The sequence below is a fragment of the Algoriphagus chordae genome (assembly GCF_003254055.1).
GTDB lineage: Bacteria > Bacteroidota > Bacteroidia > Cytophagales > Cyclobacteriaceae > Algoriphagus > Algoriphagus chordae.
In genome coordinates, this window is record NZ_QKZT01000001.1 from 320604 (window position 1) to 337899 (window position 17296).

The 17296-nt window shown below is 40.7% G+C and carries 9 protein-coding genes; 4 read left to right on the forward strand and 5 right to left on the reverse strand.

What is annotated here, in order from left to right; translation table 11 throughout:
* From LV85_RS01370 to lysA, 4 genes are all read right to left on the reverse strand, one after another.
* Entirely contained in the window at positions 1 to 2040 is a 2040-nt protein-coding gene (locus LV85_RS01370) for a T9SS type B sorting domain-containing protein (RefSeq protein ID WP_158531118.1), read from the reverse strand.
* A gap of 361 nt (positions 2041 to 2401) precedes the next feature.
* A complete protein-coding gene (locus LV85_RS01375) occupies positions 2402 to 3433 on the reverse strand; it encodes a PorP/SprF family type IX secretion system membrane protein (protein WP_111316379.1) in 1032 nt (343 codons plus the stop codon).
* A complete protein-coding gene (locus LV85_RS01380; protein ID WP_211318358.1) occupies positions 3434 to 9628 on the reverse strand; it encodes a PKD domain-containing protein in 6195 nt (2064 codons plus the stop codon). It abuts the gene before it with no gap.
* A gap of 267 nt (positions 9629 to 9895) precedes the next feature.
* Positions 9896 to 11128 (reverse strand): diaminopimelate decarboxylase, encoded by a 1233-nt coding sequence (gene lysA / locus LV85_RS01385; protein WP_111316381.1) that lies wholly within the window; start codon positions 11126 to 11128, stop codon positions 9896 to 9898.
* 212 nt (positions 11129 to 11340) lie between these two features.
* On the opposite strand from lysA, the gene LV85_RS01390 reads away from it, so the two are divergent.
* Together LV85_RS01390 and LV85_RS01395 are read left to right on the forward strand one after the other, a co-directional pair.
* Positions 11341 to 13062 (forward strand): sensor histidine kinase, encoded by a 1722-nt coding sequence (locus LV85_RS01390; RefSeq protein WP_170125593.1) that lies wholly within the window; start codon positions 11341 to 11343, stop codon positions 13060 to 13062.
* On the forward strand, positions 13059 to 13754 hold the full coding sequence (locus tag LV85_RS01395) for a response regulator transcription factor (RefSeq protein ID WP_111316382.1): 696 nt from the start codon (positions 13059 to 13061) through the stop codon (positions 13752 to 13754). Before LV85_RS01390 ends, LV85_RS01395 begins: the two co-directional genes overlap by 4 nt.
* Positions 13755 to 13882: 128 nt before the next feature.
* On the opposite strand, the gene LV85_RS01400 is transcribed toward LV85_RS01395, so the two are convergent.
* On the reverse strand, positions 13883 to 14896 hold the full coding sequence (locus LV85_RS01400; RefSeq protein WP_111316383.1) for a dipeptide epimerase: 1014 nt from the start codon (positions 14894 to 14896) through the stop codon (positions 13883 to 13885).
* A 91-nt stretch (positions 14897 to 14987) separates the two neighbouring features.
* On the opposite strand from LV85_RS01400, the gene LV85_RS01405 reads away from it, so the two are divergent.
* Entirely contained in the window at positions 14988 to 16469 is a 1482-nt protein-coding gene (locus tag LV85_RS01405) for a M14 family zinc carboxypeptidase (RefSeq protein WP_111316384.1), read from the forward strand.
* A gap of 95 nt (positions 16470 to 16564) precedes the next feature.
* A complete protein-coding gene (locus LV85_RS01410; protein WP_111316385.1) occupies positions 16565 to 17296 on the forward strand; it encodes an SIMPL domain-containing protein in 732 nt (243 codons plus the stop codon).

Genomic DNA, 17296 nt, shown 5'->3' on the forward strand with positions numbered 1-17296 from the left:
TTAACGAATTAGGGTGATTCTGCCTGTACGGTAGTAGATTTCGCCGCTGAGAGAAGTATAGGTTATTTTGTACAGGTAATTTCCGCCAGGTGAAGCCTGACCTTTATATATTCCAGCCCAGCCTTGACTTTCCAGGCCGGAGGTGGAATAAATGTGCTCTCCCCAGGTATTAAAAATTTCCATAGAGAAAGTAGCAACTTCTCTAAGTTTAGGAAGAAAGGTGTCGTTTAGACCATCCCCATTCGGGGTGAATGCATTGGGAATCGTTATTAATTCTGCAGGCTTATTGACTTGAATGATGTTTTTTTCCACACTTGAACAGCCAAAAACATCATAGGCAGTTAGGGTAACTTCGAATGTTCCTGAATTGTCGAAAACATGAATTGGATCTTTGTCTGTAGATGCATTCCCATCACCAAATGCCCATTCCCAGCCGATGAATTCTTCAGAAATTTCACTTTCGAAGATGATCTCCTCGTCTACTTGTACTTTAGGCTCGCTGTTGATTTTTAGTTTTCTATACTTGAAGTTCAGTCTTCCAGATTTACTAATTGAAGTCGGAAAATCTACTCTCACTTCAGTTTGTGAAGAACATCCAGTTGCATCTGTCACATTCACTTTGATATTTCCAGCTTTACTAAAATTAATTTCCCGTAGGTCCTTTTCTCCAGTATTCCAGGTAATTTGATAGGGTTGGTTTCCACCTTGAATAGATACCCAAGCCACTCCAGTCACGGCTCCCAACTCACAGTCCACATCTAGTACTGTTTCGATTTTAGCTTGAAGAAGGTTGGGCTCGCTGATCGTGAAGGATTTTGAATTCTCACAACCACTTTCGTCTGACACGGTAAGTAAATATGTCCCTGCTCTCAGATTGTTTCTGTTTAATTCTGTAAATCCATCATCCCATAGAAAATTCAATCCTTTTTCTGCGGAATTTACTTCCAGCCTAATAGATCCATCATTTGCTCCCTGGCAACTGGCATTATTCATTTCGAGCAGTTTTATTTCCAAACTTGAAGCCGGAGCTAATACGATCTCCTTTTCCAGAGAACAGCCCATAGCATCGGTAACTACAACCGTATATTTGCCTGAACTGAGTTTAGAATTAATCGAACTAGTATTTCCATTATTCCAGCGATAGGTATAAGGGGCCTGTCCGCCAGAGACCTCAAGCTGAATTAGACCACTGGCAGAATCGGCGCAAGTTGGATCAGAGATTTTAGTTTGAATCTCCATGGAGGTTGGAGCTGTAATACTATAGGAGGCCTGGTATGAACAACCTTTCTGATCTTGGATTTGGACAGAATATTCCCCAGCACCGATGTTTTGAAGATTTTGAGAAGTTGAGCCATTGCTCCATTTATAAGTATAGGGGCCAACTCCGCCTGACACATTCAAAGTTATGCTGGCACTTTTCTCGCTAGCACAGCTCAGCGTTTGAATGGATTCTGAAACATTGATTCCTTCAGAGACAGCTTTGATTTCAAAAGTTGTTGTCACATCGCAGTGATACTTGTCCGCCACAGTCACTGAGTATACCCCAGGCTCCAGTCTATTTGCCTCCCAAGTGTTTTTGAGTCCATTGCTCCAAGTGATTTGATAAGGTTCCCCTCTACCTACCTTTACAGCTATTTTTGCATAGCCATCTTTTCCAGAACTACAACTTGCATCTTTTATCTCGGGCTCGCTTAAGATCAAAGGATAAGGAGGCTGAACAACAATCCTTTCAATATGAGTAGTCCCAGTGGCATCGGTAATTTCTACTGTGTAAGTACCTGCATTAAGATTCGTACGATCTTTACTTGTTTCAAGGGTATTCCAGCGATAACTGTATGGAGCTACTCCGCCTGCTACATTCAGAATAACACTTCCTTTCTCCTCATGTGAGCAAAGTGCGAGCTTACCTGTAACAGTCACCTTAATAGGCTCTGTAACTGATAAACTGTAATCTGAAGATGCATACATGGGGAAGGAGCATATCATGCTCAGCAAAAGCACCAGCCCTTTACTTCCACTTTTATGAATTCGAACTTGCATTCTCTTACTAACTCTCAGAATTTTAGGTGATTTTAATTTTATGAAAATTGCCTTATGAATTGACATTAATGCATTTCGCATTTAAGAATATTATTTTTTGTATATCACATACAACAAAATGATATTCTTCATTTTTCATAATAATCCAAAATAAGCATAGAAAATTCTTAATATGCAAGTATTGGGAATTCTTGGAAATCGGGGAAGCTGAATTAGCTTAAATAAGCAGTGTGCTTGAAAAAGTATATTTTCTATTAAAATATTACAATAGTCAAAAAACTTAGGAAAGGATGCTTTTTTCTAGGTGCCAAATAAAAAAGAGTGCTACAAAGACTCAAAAAAATTAATTTTAAAAATTTGGCTAGTATTTAAAACATGGCACAATACGACTTCGCTGTCCCCTGCTTTTGGAATCACCCCATAAAAATGTATAAGTGAGAGATACTTCATGAGCCCCTCCACTATTTTTCAAACCTAATTTGGAGATTGTCATATCATAGGAATAGCCAATATTTAGTCCGTTTTCCAGAGATACGCCCACTACGCCTATGACCGCATCATTATTTGGCAACTCATTTTTGGTAGGAAGTCCTCGATACCAAAGTCCCAGAACCAAGGGTTCCAAATTCAATTGTGCACCTACGTCTAGTTGATTGAAAGGGTCTTGCTGTTTGTAGTTGAAGGCAAAAGATATTGATCGCTCCGCATAGGCATGGGTGAAGTAATTTCTGCGTCCTCCAGCCAGATCAAATTTAATTCCTCCCTGTGCTGATAGCTTCATAGGAAGTTTTGAGATCTGATCATCTACAAAAGAGGTATTGGGTTCGGATAGATGATGGGCAGAAACGCCTAGCCAGATCTTATCGGAATAAAACATTCCTCCGACACTGTAATCTACAAAACTATAGCGACTGTCAATCGGGATTCCATTGAGCTCATCGGTAATGCCGCCTATGGTACCATTGGTGATATCGATCTGCGAACCAAAGACTAGATCTGTGAAGAGTGCGTCACGCTGCATATAGCTGACCATGCCGCCAATTCGGAAAAATGTCTCCTCGCTGAGTTTTAACCTATAGGCATAAGAAAGGCCAATTTCATTAGTTGATAGATTGGCCATACTTTCTTGACTTCCATTGAAAATCAAACCTATACCAGAGTTATAATCAAAAATATAATGATCGATGTATGCTGAATAGGAATTGAAATTTTGGTCCAAACCTGGCCATTGATTTCGGTAATTGATGCCTATACGAGTAAGTTCGCTAGCACCAGTCAAAGCAGGATTCAAATACAGGGGAGCAGCGTAGAATTGAGAGTACTGGGTATCCTGAGCTTTGGCCACACCAAAGATCAAGACGAATAAAACCCATATATACCTCAATTTCCTCATTTATCTAATCAATACAAATACACCGGCTTTCTCTACTTTTTGGCCAGAACGAGTTGTGAAGATAGCCTTGTACACATAATTCCCATTTGGAGTTGCTTTGCCTTTCCAAGTACCATCCCAACCCAATGTTTCTAGAGAATTAGATTCAAAGATCAATTCTCCCCAGGTATTGAACACATAGAAATCCATCGATGAGATCCCTCTAAATTGAGGTTTGAAATAAAGATTCTTGCTCCCTGTAGGAGTAAAGGCATTGGGAATTATGATCATGTAATCGTCCCTAACCTCAATAACGCGCTGGAAAGTAGCCACACAACCAATCTCATCAATGGTAGTCAAAGTCACTGTAAACATTCCCTTAGTATCGTAGATATGCGTAGGATTTTGTTCCAAACTATTCCTTCCATCACCGAAATCCCAATTCCAAATCACAACATCACCTTGGGAAGCATCCAAGAAATCTACTGGCTCTAAGATCTGAACTTCTGCATTGACAAGAATATTGCCTCCTCCTTGATCTGCTTCATAATTAAATTCGGGGATCAGTTCCGTTTCAGCAATTTTTACGAGTATTCGATTGATAGGCGTCCAGCATTTGGCACCTTTCAAACTACTTTGAACAAGGTAGGTTCCACTTTCATCCACTGCTTCGATCTCATCCAAACGCATAGATTCTCCAGTCGGACTTTCAATCTGATAATCATAAATAGTAGCATTGAAGCCTTCAATATATTCGGTCAAATCCACTGTTCCTGTAGGATCACATACAATCGAAGGGTTAGAAACCCTGAGATTTGGAATAGGGTAAACCATTACATCGACGGCTTTCAAAGGAGGTGGACAAACTCCAGCACCAGAAATCCCAACATAATAAGTGTATGGAGTAGCCTTGCCAGGTAATCCTGTGATGGACAATGTGCCATCAGAACCCAGTTGATATGTAATTCCAGCCGTAGTTCCAGAGGTGATTTCTCCGGTCCCATCAGAATTTTGATACCAGGTGTAGGAAGGTGATATTCCAATCTGTGTGGACGTAGGCGTAATGGAGGCAACTTCTCCTTCACAAATTTCTTGGTCTGGAGCTTCCAAAGGAGTTAATCCATCTACTAAATCTATTACATCAGCAACAGGATATATACAGCCTTTTCCATCGGTAATTTCAAAGCTGTAAGTACCAGCCGTTAGATTATGCAATTCAAAATTACCATCAGAAAGGTTTGTTGTGCCTATACTTTGACCGTTTTGGAAGGTTTCAACAGCATAATTCTCAAATCCGCCAGAAATCTGGAATGCGATTACTCCATTCGACTGTCCACAGGTAGGATTGCTCGTAGTAGGTGTAGAATTACTAATTGGAGTGGATGGCCCAGTGACTATGATATCGCTTGAGGTATTTTCACATCCACCACTTCTTACCGTAGCAGTATAGGTTCCAGAGGCCACGGTAAAAACATTTGAGGATTGGAAGTTGCTGCCGTCGAGTGAGTATTCATAAGTACCACTTCCGCCAGCTGCAGCTAATGTGATGGTGCCTCCCTCTCCAAAACAAATTTCATCTACAGGTACACCCGTGACAGTAGGTTGGTCAAAAACTCCAACTGTTGGATCTGCTACAAATCCTGGACAAACCCCAGCTCCCACAGCTCTTACATAATAAGTGACTGGTGAATCAGAATTATCTAATCCAGAAACAGAGAGCGTCCCATCAGCCGAGATTTCGAAAATATGACCATTTGCATCTGGATTGGGATCAGAAACAATTGGTATCGTGAGCGCAGAATTTTTAAACCATTCGAATGTAGCTCCTGGTGCAACTGGGTTGATACTTGGTTTCAACTCCGCGACACCACCTTCACAGATTTCTACATCATCTACCAAAATCTGAGATGGGCCATAGACTAGTGTGATGGTATTAGAAGAGATAATACATCCTTCAGCATCTTCTATACTCAAATAGTAATCGCCTGGAGCTAAATCCAGTGCTTCGTAATCTGATCCAGTAATATTCTGAGTATTCAGCGCAGTGCCATCTTTGAACAGGGTCACCTCATAAGGAGCCCAACCGCCGGTGATCTTTGTTCTAATAATTCCTATATCAGCACCACAGCCTGGATCGATCTGAGTCAATGGCTCTACATTCAAAGGTGCCGCTGGCCCTAAAACTTCTACTTGGAAACTTGCGGGACATCCTATTCCTATATGTTCAACACGGATATCGTATACCTTAGGAGCAAAGTTCAGATTCTCCAATTCTGCTTGAGTCAGGGCTGTTGAACTTCCATCCACAAAATAAATTTGACTTGCATTTCCACCAGATGCGACAGAGATTTTTCCATCAGCTGCATCAAAGCAAGTCTCTGGCGAAGATTCAAAAGTGACTACTGGAAAAGCGAAAATCTCCACAGCTACTGGGATCTCTTGTCCGGTACATACCACATAGAAGTAATAAGTATAGGAACCAGGAGCTAGACCATCGATTGTTATTTTCGGATTGACCCAATCTGTGTCATCTATAGTATAGACCACATCAGGATCCACTGGATCTGGTCCATTCTGAATTTCATTTGTTTGACCTGGGCCTTTGTACCATTTCACTTCTGTAGTTGAGCTTCCACTGACAATGTTTACAGGTGTTAAGGTGACTGGAGTTCCTTCACATTCTTCTTCTACGGGCACTACTTGATAATCAGGGAGTGGTTGTTCTTCTACCAAAAAATCGAACACTGTGCTGCAAGATCCATCCGCAGCATTTGTGATAATCGCAAAGTAGGTACCTGAAAGCAAGTCTTGTGCACCAGTCAGATCTCCAGGTACTATTGGCCCAGTTTCGGATCCTCTTCTCCATTCTATGGCGTAGGTACTAGAACCTCCTGTGATGACCAAATTATCTATACTTCCATTGGGCAAACCGCAAGATGCTCTGGAAATATCTGGTTGATTGACTTCAATTATAGCAGGCTCAGGTACTACAATTCCAGTGAGTTCTTTAAAGCAGCCGGTCGTTTTATTTCTGATTTGAATATCGTAAGTACCTGCAATAAGTCCTGAGAATGCATCTCCATTTTGGTAGGTAATTCCAGCATCAATGCTGTACTCATAGTCACTTGCTGTGGCAGGATCTGAAGGAATCAGGGTAATGATACCATCTGTGCCACCATTACAAGTCACAGGAGTTACTACTGGAGCATCTACTACTGGAGTTGGCGTAATGTTGACTGTTGCCGTGATAGGAGCTTGATTACAAACATCTGTCCCAGTTACCTGTAGATAATACTCGTAACTAGACTGGTCTTCCGTCAAACCGTCGATAATCAAATCATCCCCAGAAAAAGAATAAGTAACTCCATTTACGGTTCCAGCAGTGATTGGCTGGGTGAATGCTGCGTCAAAAAACCAGTTAAATACAGGCACACTGTTACTTTGATCAATGATTAATGGACTCAAGATTGCCGTTTCAGTAGGGCATATGTCCACATTGCTTGCTTCAAAGACTGGTACTGTTGTAGCAGTCAATGCCGTAGAATTTACTGTTGCATCACAGGAGTTTGCATCAAGTACTTCCAATGTGTAGCTAGCTGCGGGAGCCAGTCCAGTCAAGGTGTATATGTTGCCAGATACGGTGGAACTGAAATCGGAGAGGGGAAGTCCATTTACATTTATCGCGTAGGCAGATGTGCCACCAGCTACTTCGAATTCAATCTTTCCATTTTCTAATCCGCAAGTAGGATCTGTTTGACTCAGGATGGTGATGGAAAGTGCTTCATCAGGACCTTGAATTTCTTCTTGGGGGCTAGTGCTGATACAGGCAGGAGTTCCGGAAGTTACTCTTACCGCATAAATACCTTTTGCAAGCCCAGAAAATGATCCGCTTGTAGTGTTGATATTTTTGAATGATAGTACAACATCATTTTCATCCAGCAATTCCAATAAAAATGCACCATCTCCTCCTCCTAAATTACTAACTGTAATTTCTCCTCCATTTGCCAAGCACCAGTCCTCCTTCGTCACGTCAACTAAGTATGTTACCCCTGGACCTACAGTTACCTTAGCTGGAGTTAAGTTACCCGCTTCAGAAGCACATAAATTATCAGCTGGGTTATCTACTTCTACATAATAAATATAGGGAGTCGTATTGGGAGCTAGTCCTGTGACAGTCAATTCCCCTGTCAATGAATTGATTGTGTAAGTCACATTCCCTTCTTGAAGATTATTGGTAATCTCAGATCCCGGCACTTTATTGGCATCTTTGTACCATTTGTAAATAGGATTATTCCCGTCAGTTGGATCTTCTAATCTTGGAACAAAGGTGACAGGACCTCCCTCGCAAATTGCTTGATCATCCGCATCCACTACAACTGGTGTACCTCTCTCATCAGTTATTTCAAACTCTTGAATGACTGGGCAGCCATTTCCACCATTGCTGTTTGTTACCTCTAAGTAGTATTTACCTATATTTAGTCCTGTAATCCCAGTAATAGTACCTCCTTGGATTGGCACTTTATTGATAATCTCTCCATTGGTATCTATGCCATCGCCTTCATACCATTGAAATGAACTATTTGGACTAGGCAATAAGTCATTTACAATTACCCCAGTGATATAACCATCCGATTGACCATCGCATGTAGGACCTACAATTTCATCTGGAGCTGGAGGAATTATTGTTGGCAATGAAGTGTAAATAATTTTAATAGGCTGGGGATCAGATATTTGACCGTAATTATCTGTCACTGTATACCATACCTGAGCCACACCTGAGGTGAAACTAGGATTTGCAGTGAATTTTACATCTATCTCTCCAACGATATTACCATTGTCGTCTACTTCATCAATTCCAGTAATCTCAAAGTTTCCATAACCTTGAGCATCTTCTAAACTTTCATTACCATTTAAGCAATAATTATAGCTACATATTCCATCCACAGCACATGCATTATTTGGATCTTGATCTGGCCAGATCGGCGAAAAAGTTGGTGCCGATGGAACATCAGAAATGCTACGGTATAATTGAATACAGCGAATAAAACTATTTTCATTTTCAAGAGGGATTTTTAATATCAATTCTCTTTCAGATTCACCTTCACAAAATTCTTCATCAATTGGATATGTATTTAAAGGGAAAGTTGCTTCGGTTGAAACATCCACAGTTACATTACTAATTTCATGATAGCTAAAGTCTTGACCATTAGCGGCTGCAAAACCTATTTTTAAATTTTCAGGTGATGGAAAATTATAAGAAACGTTAGTGAAAATTGGCTCTATTCTGGGGTTACCATCGGTAGTTGTTACTAACATCCACATAGAAACATCATAAAAACCAGTCGAAGGATTAGGCTTTAAATCAATAAATACTTTTCGATATCCTGATTCATAACAATCCGTAACTCTATAATCTTTGGTGGTTCCGATTGTAAAAAAATCTAAGGGGTCGCTAAATAAATAATAGCCGAGATTTGTAGCGCCCAAGTTATAATCATCAAAGGATTGATTCAGTATTTTACCATCAATAAACTTATAACTATCATATTGGTAAGTTACATTTGAAGGGTTCGAATAATCGGGATTATTGTCTCTGTTTATATCATTAGTATTAACAGGGCCTCTAAGGGAAATACTATTAATGTATTGCTCTGTAGCAGGTGCTGGTCCAGTAAGAAATCCAATCGGGTCTCTGAATGATCCGACTTTTCCATTATACTCATTGCCAAAATTTCTCTGATCTAAACCAATGCCTAAATAACCACCTGTTGCCCCTGCTGAAGTTATTGTGCCAGAATTATACCTGTGTGCGGCATACCCTAGCGAGCCACCTAAACCGCCAATTTCAAAAGTAGATGCATCAAAATTTCCATCAAAAAGGAAGAAGCTAAGCCCATCTGCAGGATCTGTAGAGCCGCCATAGGCAAAATACTCAAACGAAGCTCTAATTCCATAAACTGGTGAAAAAGGCAAATCAATAAAAGCATATCCTGTTTGATCAGGAGATTCAGAAGTTAACTGCAATGCTCCCCCTGGTAGCATTGAAGAAACTGATTTTGGAGTTTTTTGCGTTCCAGAATAAAAATACCCTCCTATTACTGTATTTGCCCTAGGAGATGTATTTGTAAATGGTTCGCAGTAAGGAAAGCCTTCTCTTGGCACTACCACCTGCGCATAAGTAGATATCCCCGAAAGCACAAAAAGCAAAAGGGTCAATATCAGTAAAAATTTATGCTGTATAGTTCTTGTCATGCACTACGCCTCCAATTCCTTCTCTTCAAATTTACTTATTTTCATTTGGGCAGAAGGTTATTTGAACATGAATTATAGGTTTTGAAACTACTAGGGCTTTTGATTGGGGCGTACAATCGAATGAGTTTCAGACCTTTTCTACTGTAAATGGGCAGCTGGATTGTTATCTGCTTAATGAGCACTGTGGGTCAATAACTATACCAAAGGGAATGTGGCTATAGAAATATGGAATTAAATGTCTAAAACGATCTGATTTCTAATTAAATCCTCAAAAACTTCACGTTTTCTGATCAATTGGGCCTTGCCTTCCCATACCAAAACTTCCGCAGGACGTAGCCTAGAATTGTAATTGGAGGACATACTGATGCCATAAGCCCCAGCATTTTTGAAAACCAATAAATCTCCTCTGCTGACCGCTGGGAGCATTCGATCTTTGGCAAGCGTATCCGTCTCGCAGATATAGCCAACTACATTGTAAGGTTTTAGCTCTCCGTCTGGATTACTCAAATTATATACATCATGGAAAGCATCATACATCATAGGCCTGATCAAGTGGTTTAATCCTGAATCTACCCCTACAAAGGTGATTTGAGGAGTCTTCTTGACCACATTAGCTTCTACTACAAAGTAGCCCGATTCACTTACTAGAAACTTGCCAGGCTCAAGCCAAAGCTCTAATTTTCTGCCATACTTGTCACAGAACTCATTGAAGGCAGCAGATACTTTTGTGCCTACTTCTGCCATATCTGTCGCGGGATCACCAGCCTTATAGGCTACTTTGAAACCTCCCCCAAAATCTAGAAATGTAAGATCCGGGAAATTCATGGCTGCCTCAAACAGCACGTTGCCTCCTCTTAGGAATATCTCAGCATCAAGAATGTCGGAACCTGTGTGAATATGAAGACCGACGATTTTAATATCAAACTTCTTCACCAGATCCAAAATCTCTGGGAGCTGCTGGATAGATATCCCAAACTTACTTTGAATATGGCCAGTAGATATTTTAGCATTTCCGCCCGCCATGATATGTGGATTGATCCTAATACATGCTGGCATCGTATTGCCATATCTAGCACCAAATTCCTCCATCAGCGGTAAGCTGTCAATATTAACCATGACCCCCAATTCCACTGCTTCTTTAACCTCACGGAAATTTACTCCGCTAGGCGTATACATGATCTCAGAGGCCGCAAATCCTGCTTCCATACAGATCCTTACTTCTTCGATGGAAACGGCATCTACTCCTCCTCCAGCCTTTTTCACCAACTTCAAGATGCTGATATTGGAAAGGGCTTTAGTCGCATATTTGATCTTCAAAGGAACGGTAGCGAAGGCAGATTGTAATGATTTGATCTGACTCACAATCTTTTCACCATCATATATATATACTGGCGAACCGAATTCTTGAGCTATGGATTCTAGGGCTATGCCTTGGAGTTGAATAGGATGTTGAGCTGCTGACATTATCTGGAATTTGCGGGCAAAGATAGCCAAATAACAAAAAAAGGAGGCATTGCTGCTCTATTTTCATAAGTTATCCTCTAATTGAGAAAATGCTGTTTTCACACCAAAATGCAGGAGAAATAGAAAGAATAGAATGCCCTTTCAGCTGCTTTGTGGAGGTTAAATGTTGTTAAGCTCCCTTCATGGCCTGATTATAGGATTAAATTTGCATAATGTCGAAAAGTAATATCATCCTTATCGTTGTCTTGATGTCCTTGGCCAGCTTTGGTCTGATGGGATTCCAATTCTATTGGGTGAAAAATGCTATCCGTATTAATAGGGAACGTTTCGATCAAAATGTCCACGAGGCGCTTACATTCACGATCGAACAAGTCGAGAAGGGCGAAAACTCAGATTTATTTTACAGCACCTTGATACAGGATTCGGCCATACAGAAATCCTTATTTGAAAAGATAGACCCTCTTGAATTTCAGATTCGACCTAGAAGGGTTACAAACGCTAGACCATCACTAGTCGATACTTTTTTTCAGGAACCAGCGCCTCAGGTCAGCCCTACTTTCAGAAGAATCCTAGAATCTCGGGGTGTAGATAGCAAGGTTCTGGAAGATCTGGAAACCTTCTTTACCTATATGACTCCTGAAGTTGCCTCAGAACTCTTTACTCCAGATGAAATGGAGGTATTGCTCGAGGAAAAAGTACGGCAATTACAGTACCTAAGTAGGGTTGAAAATTCGACCAAGCCACAAAGGCCAACTATTGCCCAGCCTAGTTTGCAGTATGGTTTGCCCGAAATGAATCTTACTCCTGATGCCTTAGAGAAAATTGCCAAGGCAAATATGAAGATCGATTTCTTCAATAAGCTTTGGGATGAGACGGCAGCTGGTCAGCAGGCTATTTTGGATAGATTAGATACTGCTCAGGTAAGAACATTACTCAAAAGATACCTGATTGAGCAGAATATTTTAGAAGATTTTGAACTGGGTTTACTCAAAGATGATGGGCTGATCATGCCTATCGGGAATGTAAAGGAGCAGTTTACCTTGGTACAGCAAGGCATTCAAGCAAAGCTTTTTCCCAATGATATTTTGGGGAAAAGCAATTACCTATACGTGTATTTCCCTGAAAAAAACAGCCATGTAATCAGAGAGGTCTGGCTCCCGATATCCAGCTCATTGCTTTTCATTTTTGTGATTATCTTTTGTTTTGTCTATGCAATCAAAGTGATTATTCGTCAAAAGGCACTTTCGGATACAAAGAACGATTTCATCAATAATATGACCCATGAATTCAAGACTCCGCTGGCGACGGTGAGTCTGGCTGTGGAGGCACTTCAGGATCCCGAGCTATCCAGTCAGGATAAGTTTCGCTCGAGATATTTGGGAATTATCAAGGATGAAAATAAGCGCTTGGTGTCCCAGGTAGAGAACGTTCTTCAGGCTGCTGCGTTGGATAAAAAGGATTTCAATCTAAAAATAGAATTAATAAATCTAACAGAGATTTTGGAGAGTACTGTGGATCATTTTAGTCTGCAGGTGGAGAAGAATGGTGGTCAAATCACCTTTAACAACTCAATGACTTCGCCGATAATAGAAGGTGATCTTTTTCACATCTCTCATATATTGAACAATCTGCTGGATAATGCAAATAAGTATTCCCCTGAAAATCCTTTCATAATTATTGAGGCCAGAGATGATGCTGATCAGGTGTATATCACCATCAAGGATGAAGGAATTGGGATGAATAAAGATGCACAACGGAAAATTTTTGATAAATTCTACCGAGTTCCTACAGGGAATGTACATGATGTTAAAGGCTTTGGCCTTGGATTGTCCTATGTCAAAACCATGCTGGAAGCTCACAAAGGCGGAATTCAAGTAAGTAGCGAACTTGGAAAAGGTAGCTCATTCACCATTAACTTACCAAAGAAACAATGAGTAAAGCAAAATTATTAGTGGTCGAAGACGATCCAAATTTAGGAGATATCCTACAGGAATATTTGGAAATGAAAGGGTATGAACCTACGCTTTGCCGTGATGGTGAAGAAGGTTGGAATAAGTACAAAAAAGGGAAGTTTGATCTATGCCTGCTCGACATTATGATGCCGAAAAAGGATGGATTTACGCTGGCGAAGGAAATTAAGAAGGTAGAAGAAAACATGCCTATTCTGTTTCTTACCGCCAAAAACCAAAAAGATGACATCATCGAAGGACTGAAGATTGGGGCTGATGATTATCTCACCAAGCCATTCAGCATGGAAGAATTACTCCTTCGTGTCAATGCAATCTTGAGAAGAACTCATAAGAATGAAGAGGTCAATCCTTTGAAAGTTTATTCTTTTGGAGGATTTACACTGCACTACGATGAACAATTCCTGGATGGGCCAAAAGGTCGTCATAAATTGACCTCCAAAGAAAACGAATTGATCAGGCTTCTTGCCTCTGAGATCAACAATCTGGTAAACAGAAGTCATGCGCTGAAGCAAATCTGGGGAGACGACAGCTACTTCAATGCACGAAGTATGGACGTCTATCTTAGCAAAATCCGTAAACTCCTGAAGGACGATCCAAAGGTGCAAATCATCACCGTTCACGGGGAAGGATTTAAACTGATCGTGAGTGAAGGGTGAAACTTTGTAAAAAGTGAGCAGTAATTGTAGTAAGAGGTATATCCCTTAACACAAAAAGCCAGAGCGATAAGAATTGCTCTGGCTTTTATAATTCTAAGATCTTTGATTTAGATTCTACTACTAGATTCTCAAACAATCATTTCCGCTCCGATCCCATTTCCTTCTGGGAAAGTGACTTTTTCGGCTGTGATCTTGACTCCCTTTGCTGGGTCTTTGGAAAGTAACATCGCTCCGTCCATATCAACATAATCTAACAATGGAGCAATATGCGCAATGGCAGTGATCCCTACGGAAGATTCGGTCATACAACCAACCATAGTTTTCATCCCAAGTTTCTTGGCCTCATGAATCATTCTCAGTCCTGGAGTGACTCCTCCAGCTTTTACCAGTTTTACATTGATTCCATGAAAAAGACCATGACATTTCTTAACATCAGATTCTACAATGCAACTTTCATCTGCGATCACTGGTAGTTTACTGTGTTTGAAGACTTCTTTCATCCCTTCCAAATCATCCTTTCCAAGCGGCTGCTCCATAAATTCAACACCCATTTTCTCTAGCTCCACGGAGTAGTCAATTGCCTGCTCTGCCGTCCAAGCACAATTGGCATCAATTCTAAAAACCGCATCAGTATGCTTTCTGAGTTCGCGAATAATAGACAAATCATCGGAAGTGCCCAGCTTGATCTTGTAAATCGGCCAGTGCACCTCCTTCATTTTGGCCACCATCTTTTCCACCGTATCGATTCCAATTGTAAAATTAGTAGTAGGAATATGGGCTGGATCCAATTTCAAAAGTTCATAAAGTTTCTGCCCGCATCTCTTGGCATATAGATCCCATGCAGCCATATCCAATGCGCACTGTGCAAATGGGTTTTCTTTAAAAATATCTTTACCCAAATCCCAGAGCTCAGCTGGAGTTTCCCAAACACCTTTTTCGACGATTGGCCTGAATTTGTCCAAACATTCCGACATATTAGTAATAGTCATGCCGTAGAAAGGATTAGTGGTGGATTCACCTAGGCCGTAGATTGCACCATCTTGCAGTTTTACAATAAGAGTGTCTTGCACATCTCTGCTTTGATGAGCAATGGTAAAAGTATGCTTGAGCGGAAGATCTACGACTTGATAGGATAAATTCATTGGAGTAAAATTCGATTTGAAGCAAAATTAACGTGTTTTTTGCTCGTATGATATTAGTATTGCGTTTTATTCAAGGTAAAAAGAAATAATTATGAAAGCCAATTCCACTCAATCAATTAGCCTGTTTTTGCTGTTTTTGATTTCAGTACTTAGTTGTAAAACAGCAACTGGCCCAATTGCAGATACTAGTTCTGTAGCTACGCTTGAATCCGCCTATTCAAAATTCAAAGAGCCAGCCATTACTCACAGAAGATTTAAGCATGCAGATCTTCAGCCCTTGATTCAGAAGCACAAAGACTCTTTTCAGCTTACCAAGCTTGGTGAGTCAGTGGAAGGCAGAAGCCTTACGAGTTTGGGCTGGGGTGAGGGCAAAACCAAGGTGCTGCTCTGGTCGCAAATGCATGGAAATGAGAGCACGGCTACTATGTCACTTTTTGACTTATTCAATTTCTTGGAGGCGAGTGGAGATGAGTATGATGAACTCCGTGGTTTATTGAAAACTAACCTGGATCTTAAGTTTATCCCAATGATTAATCCTGACGGAGCAGAAGCTTTCAAGAGAAGAAATGCTATTGATATCGATTTGAACAGAGATGCAATTTCTCAAATTTCTCCTGAAGCCGTAATCTTGAAAGGAGCGAGAGATGACTTTGAACCTGAATTTGGATTCAATTTACATGATCAACAGATCTATTACAACGCTTCCGGATCTGCCAAACAAGCTACGATATCAGTGTTGGCACCTGCTTACAATTATGCCACCGATGTCAATGATGTACGAACTAGAGCCATGCAAACCATCGTAGGTATGAATGAAGTTTTGCAGCAAGTAGTGCCAGGTCATGTGGGAAAATATAATGATGCTTTTGAGCCGAGAGCCTTTGGTGACAATATCACCAAGTGGGGAACAAGCACCATTTTGATTGAGTCTGGAGGATATCCGAATGACCCAGATAAGCAATATATCAGGCAGTTGAATTTTATGATTATCCTCAATGCGTTGGAACAAATAGCGACCAGAAGCTATGAGCAGTACAGCACGGAGGAATACTTCTCTATTCCTGACAATGATTTACAACTCGTAGATTTGTTACTCAATGAAGTTCAGATTCCAGTAAACGGGAAGTACTTTCCGGTGGATCTAGCAATCAGACGTCGAGATAGCAGCTCGGGAGATACCTATTATATGACTGGATCAGTGGATGATTTGGGAGATATGCAGGTGTATTATGGGATGGAAGAACTTGATGCCACAGGCCTGAAATATGCAGAAGGAAAAGTTTATGATTTGGCTTTTGAGGCTGTATCGGAAATTGATGAAGCAAAAGCGATGGACTTACTAAAGCAAGGTTATTTGGCCGTGAAAGTAAAAAATGGGGCAAAAGGAGATTTGCACCAGTTGCCGATATTAGTGTTGAAAAGTACAGATAGTTTCTCTGCAGGTTGGAAAACAGGAGAATCCACCAATTTCTTTTTGGAGAAAGATGGGAAAAGAAAATATGCTGTACTGAATGGCTATCTGATCGACTTAGAGAATCCGAAAGATCAGGAATTTAAGCAGCGGGTTTATTGATGTTGCTGGTCTCCTTACTCTAAATACCCATTTATTGGCGGGTTATTTGTTAGTTGATCAGTAATCTTTCATTCCATTTTTAACTCGTAAAACTCATGAAAAAAAACCTATCTGCTATCTTTTTCGCTGTGGCCATCGTGATTGCTTCGATTGTTTTGGGAAATGCTGTGATCAATAGAAATCGACCTCAAGGTACCATCAATGTTACCGGTTTGGGAGAAAGTAATTTTACCTCTGACTTGGTCGTCTGGGAGGGGAATTTCAGTCGCGAAAGCCTTGACTTGAAATCTGCCTATGCAGACCTGGAGAAGGATAGAAAACTTGTTTCTGAGTATTTGATTTCAAAAGGAATTCCTGCCGAAAAATTGATTTTTAACGCAGTAAGTACCAATCCAAAGTATCAGCAAAACTATGCCAATGATGGACGATATTTGGGTCAGACTTTTGACGGATATACCCTCAATCAATCCTTGAAAATAGAATCTGCCGAGGTGGAAAAAGTAGAGAAGATCTCTAGAGAAATCACAGAATTGCTTAATCAGGGAATAGCATTCTACTCACAGTCTCCGCGCTACTACTATACCGAACTGGAATCTTTGAAGTTGGAAATGATCGCCAAGGCCACCGAAGACGCGAGAATCAGAGCTGAGCGAATCGCCGAAAACTCTAAAGGGGATCTCGGCGATCTGATCTCAGCAAATATGGGTATCTTTCAGATCACTGGACAAAACTCCGGGGAGGATTATTCTTGGGGTGGCACCTTCAATACGGCCGACAAAAACAAAACCGCTTCGATTACCATGAAGCTTATCTTTGAAGTAGATTGA

What these genes read in the sequence shown, in the direction of transcription:
- LV85_RS01370 (WP_158531118.1), bottom strand. Translation starts at nt 2,040, where the DNA reads ATGCAAGTTCGAATTCATAAAAGTGGAAGTAAAGGGCTGGTGCTTTTG.
- LV85_RS01375 (WP_111316379.1), bottom strand. Translation starts at nt 3,433, where the DNA reads ATGAGGAAATTGAGGTATATATGGGTTTTATTCGTCTTGATCTTTGGT.
- lysA (WP_111316381.1), bottom strand. Translation starts at nt 11,128, where the DNA reads ATGTCAGCAGCTCAACATCCTATTCAACTCCAAGGCATAGCCCTAGAA.
- LV85_RS01390 (WP_170125593.1), top strand. Translation starts at nt 11,341, where the DNA reads ATGTCGAAAAGTAATATCATCCTTATCGTTGTCTTGATGTCCTTGGCC.
- LV85_RS01395 (WP_111316382.1), top strand. Translation starts at nt 13,059, where the DNA reads ATGAGTAAAGCAAAATTATTAGTGGTCGAAGACGATCCAAATTTAGGA.
- LV85_RS01400 (WP_111316383.1), bottom strand. Translation starts at nt 14,896, where the DNA reads ATGAATTTATCCTATCAAGTCGTAGATCTTCCGCTCAAGCATACTTTT.
- LV85_RS01405 (WP_111316384.1), top strand. Translation starts at nt 14,988, where the DNA reads ATGAAAGCCAATTCCACTCAATCAATTAGCCTGTTTTTGCTGTTTTTG.
- LV85_RS01410 (WP_111316385.1), top strand. Translation starts at nt 16,565, where the DNA reads ATGAAAAAAAACCTATCTGCTATCTTTTTCGCTGTGGCCATCGTGATT.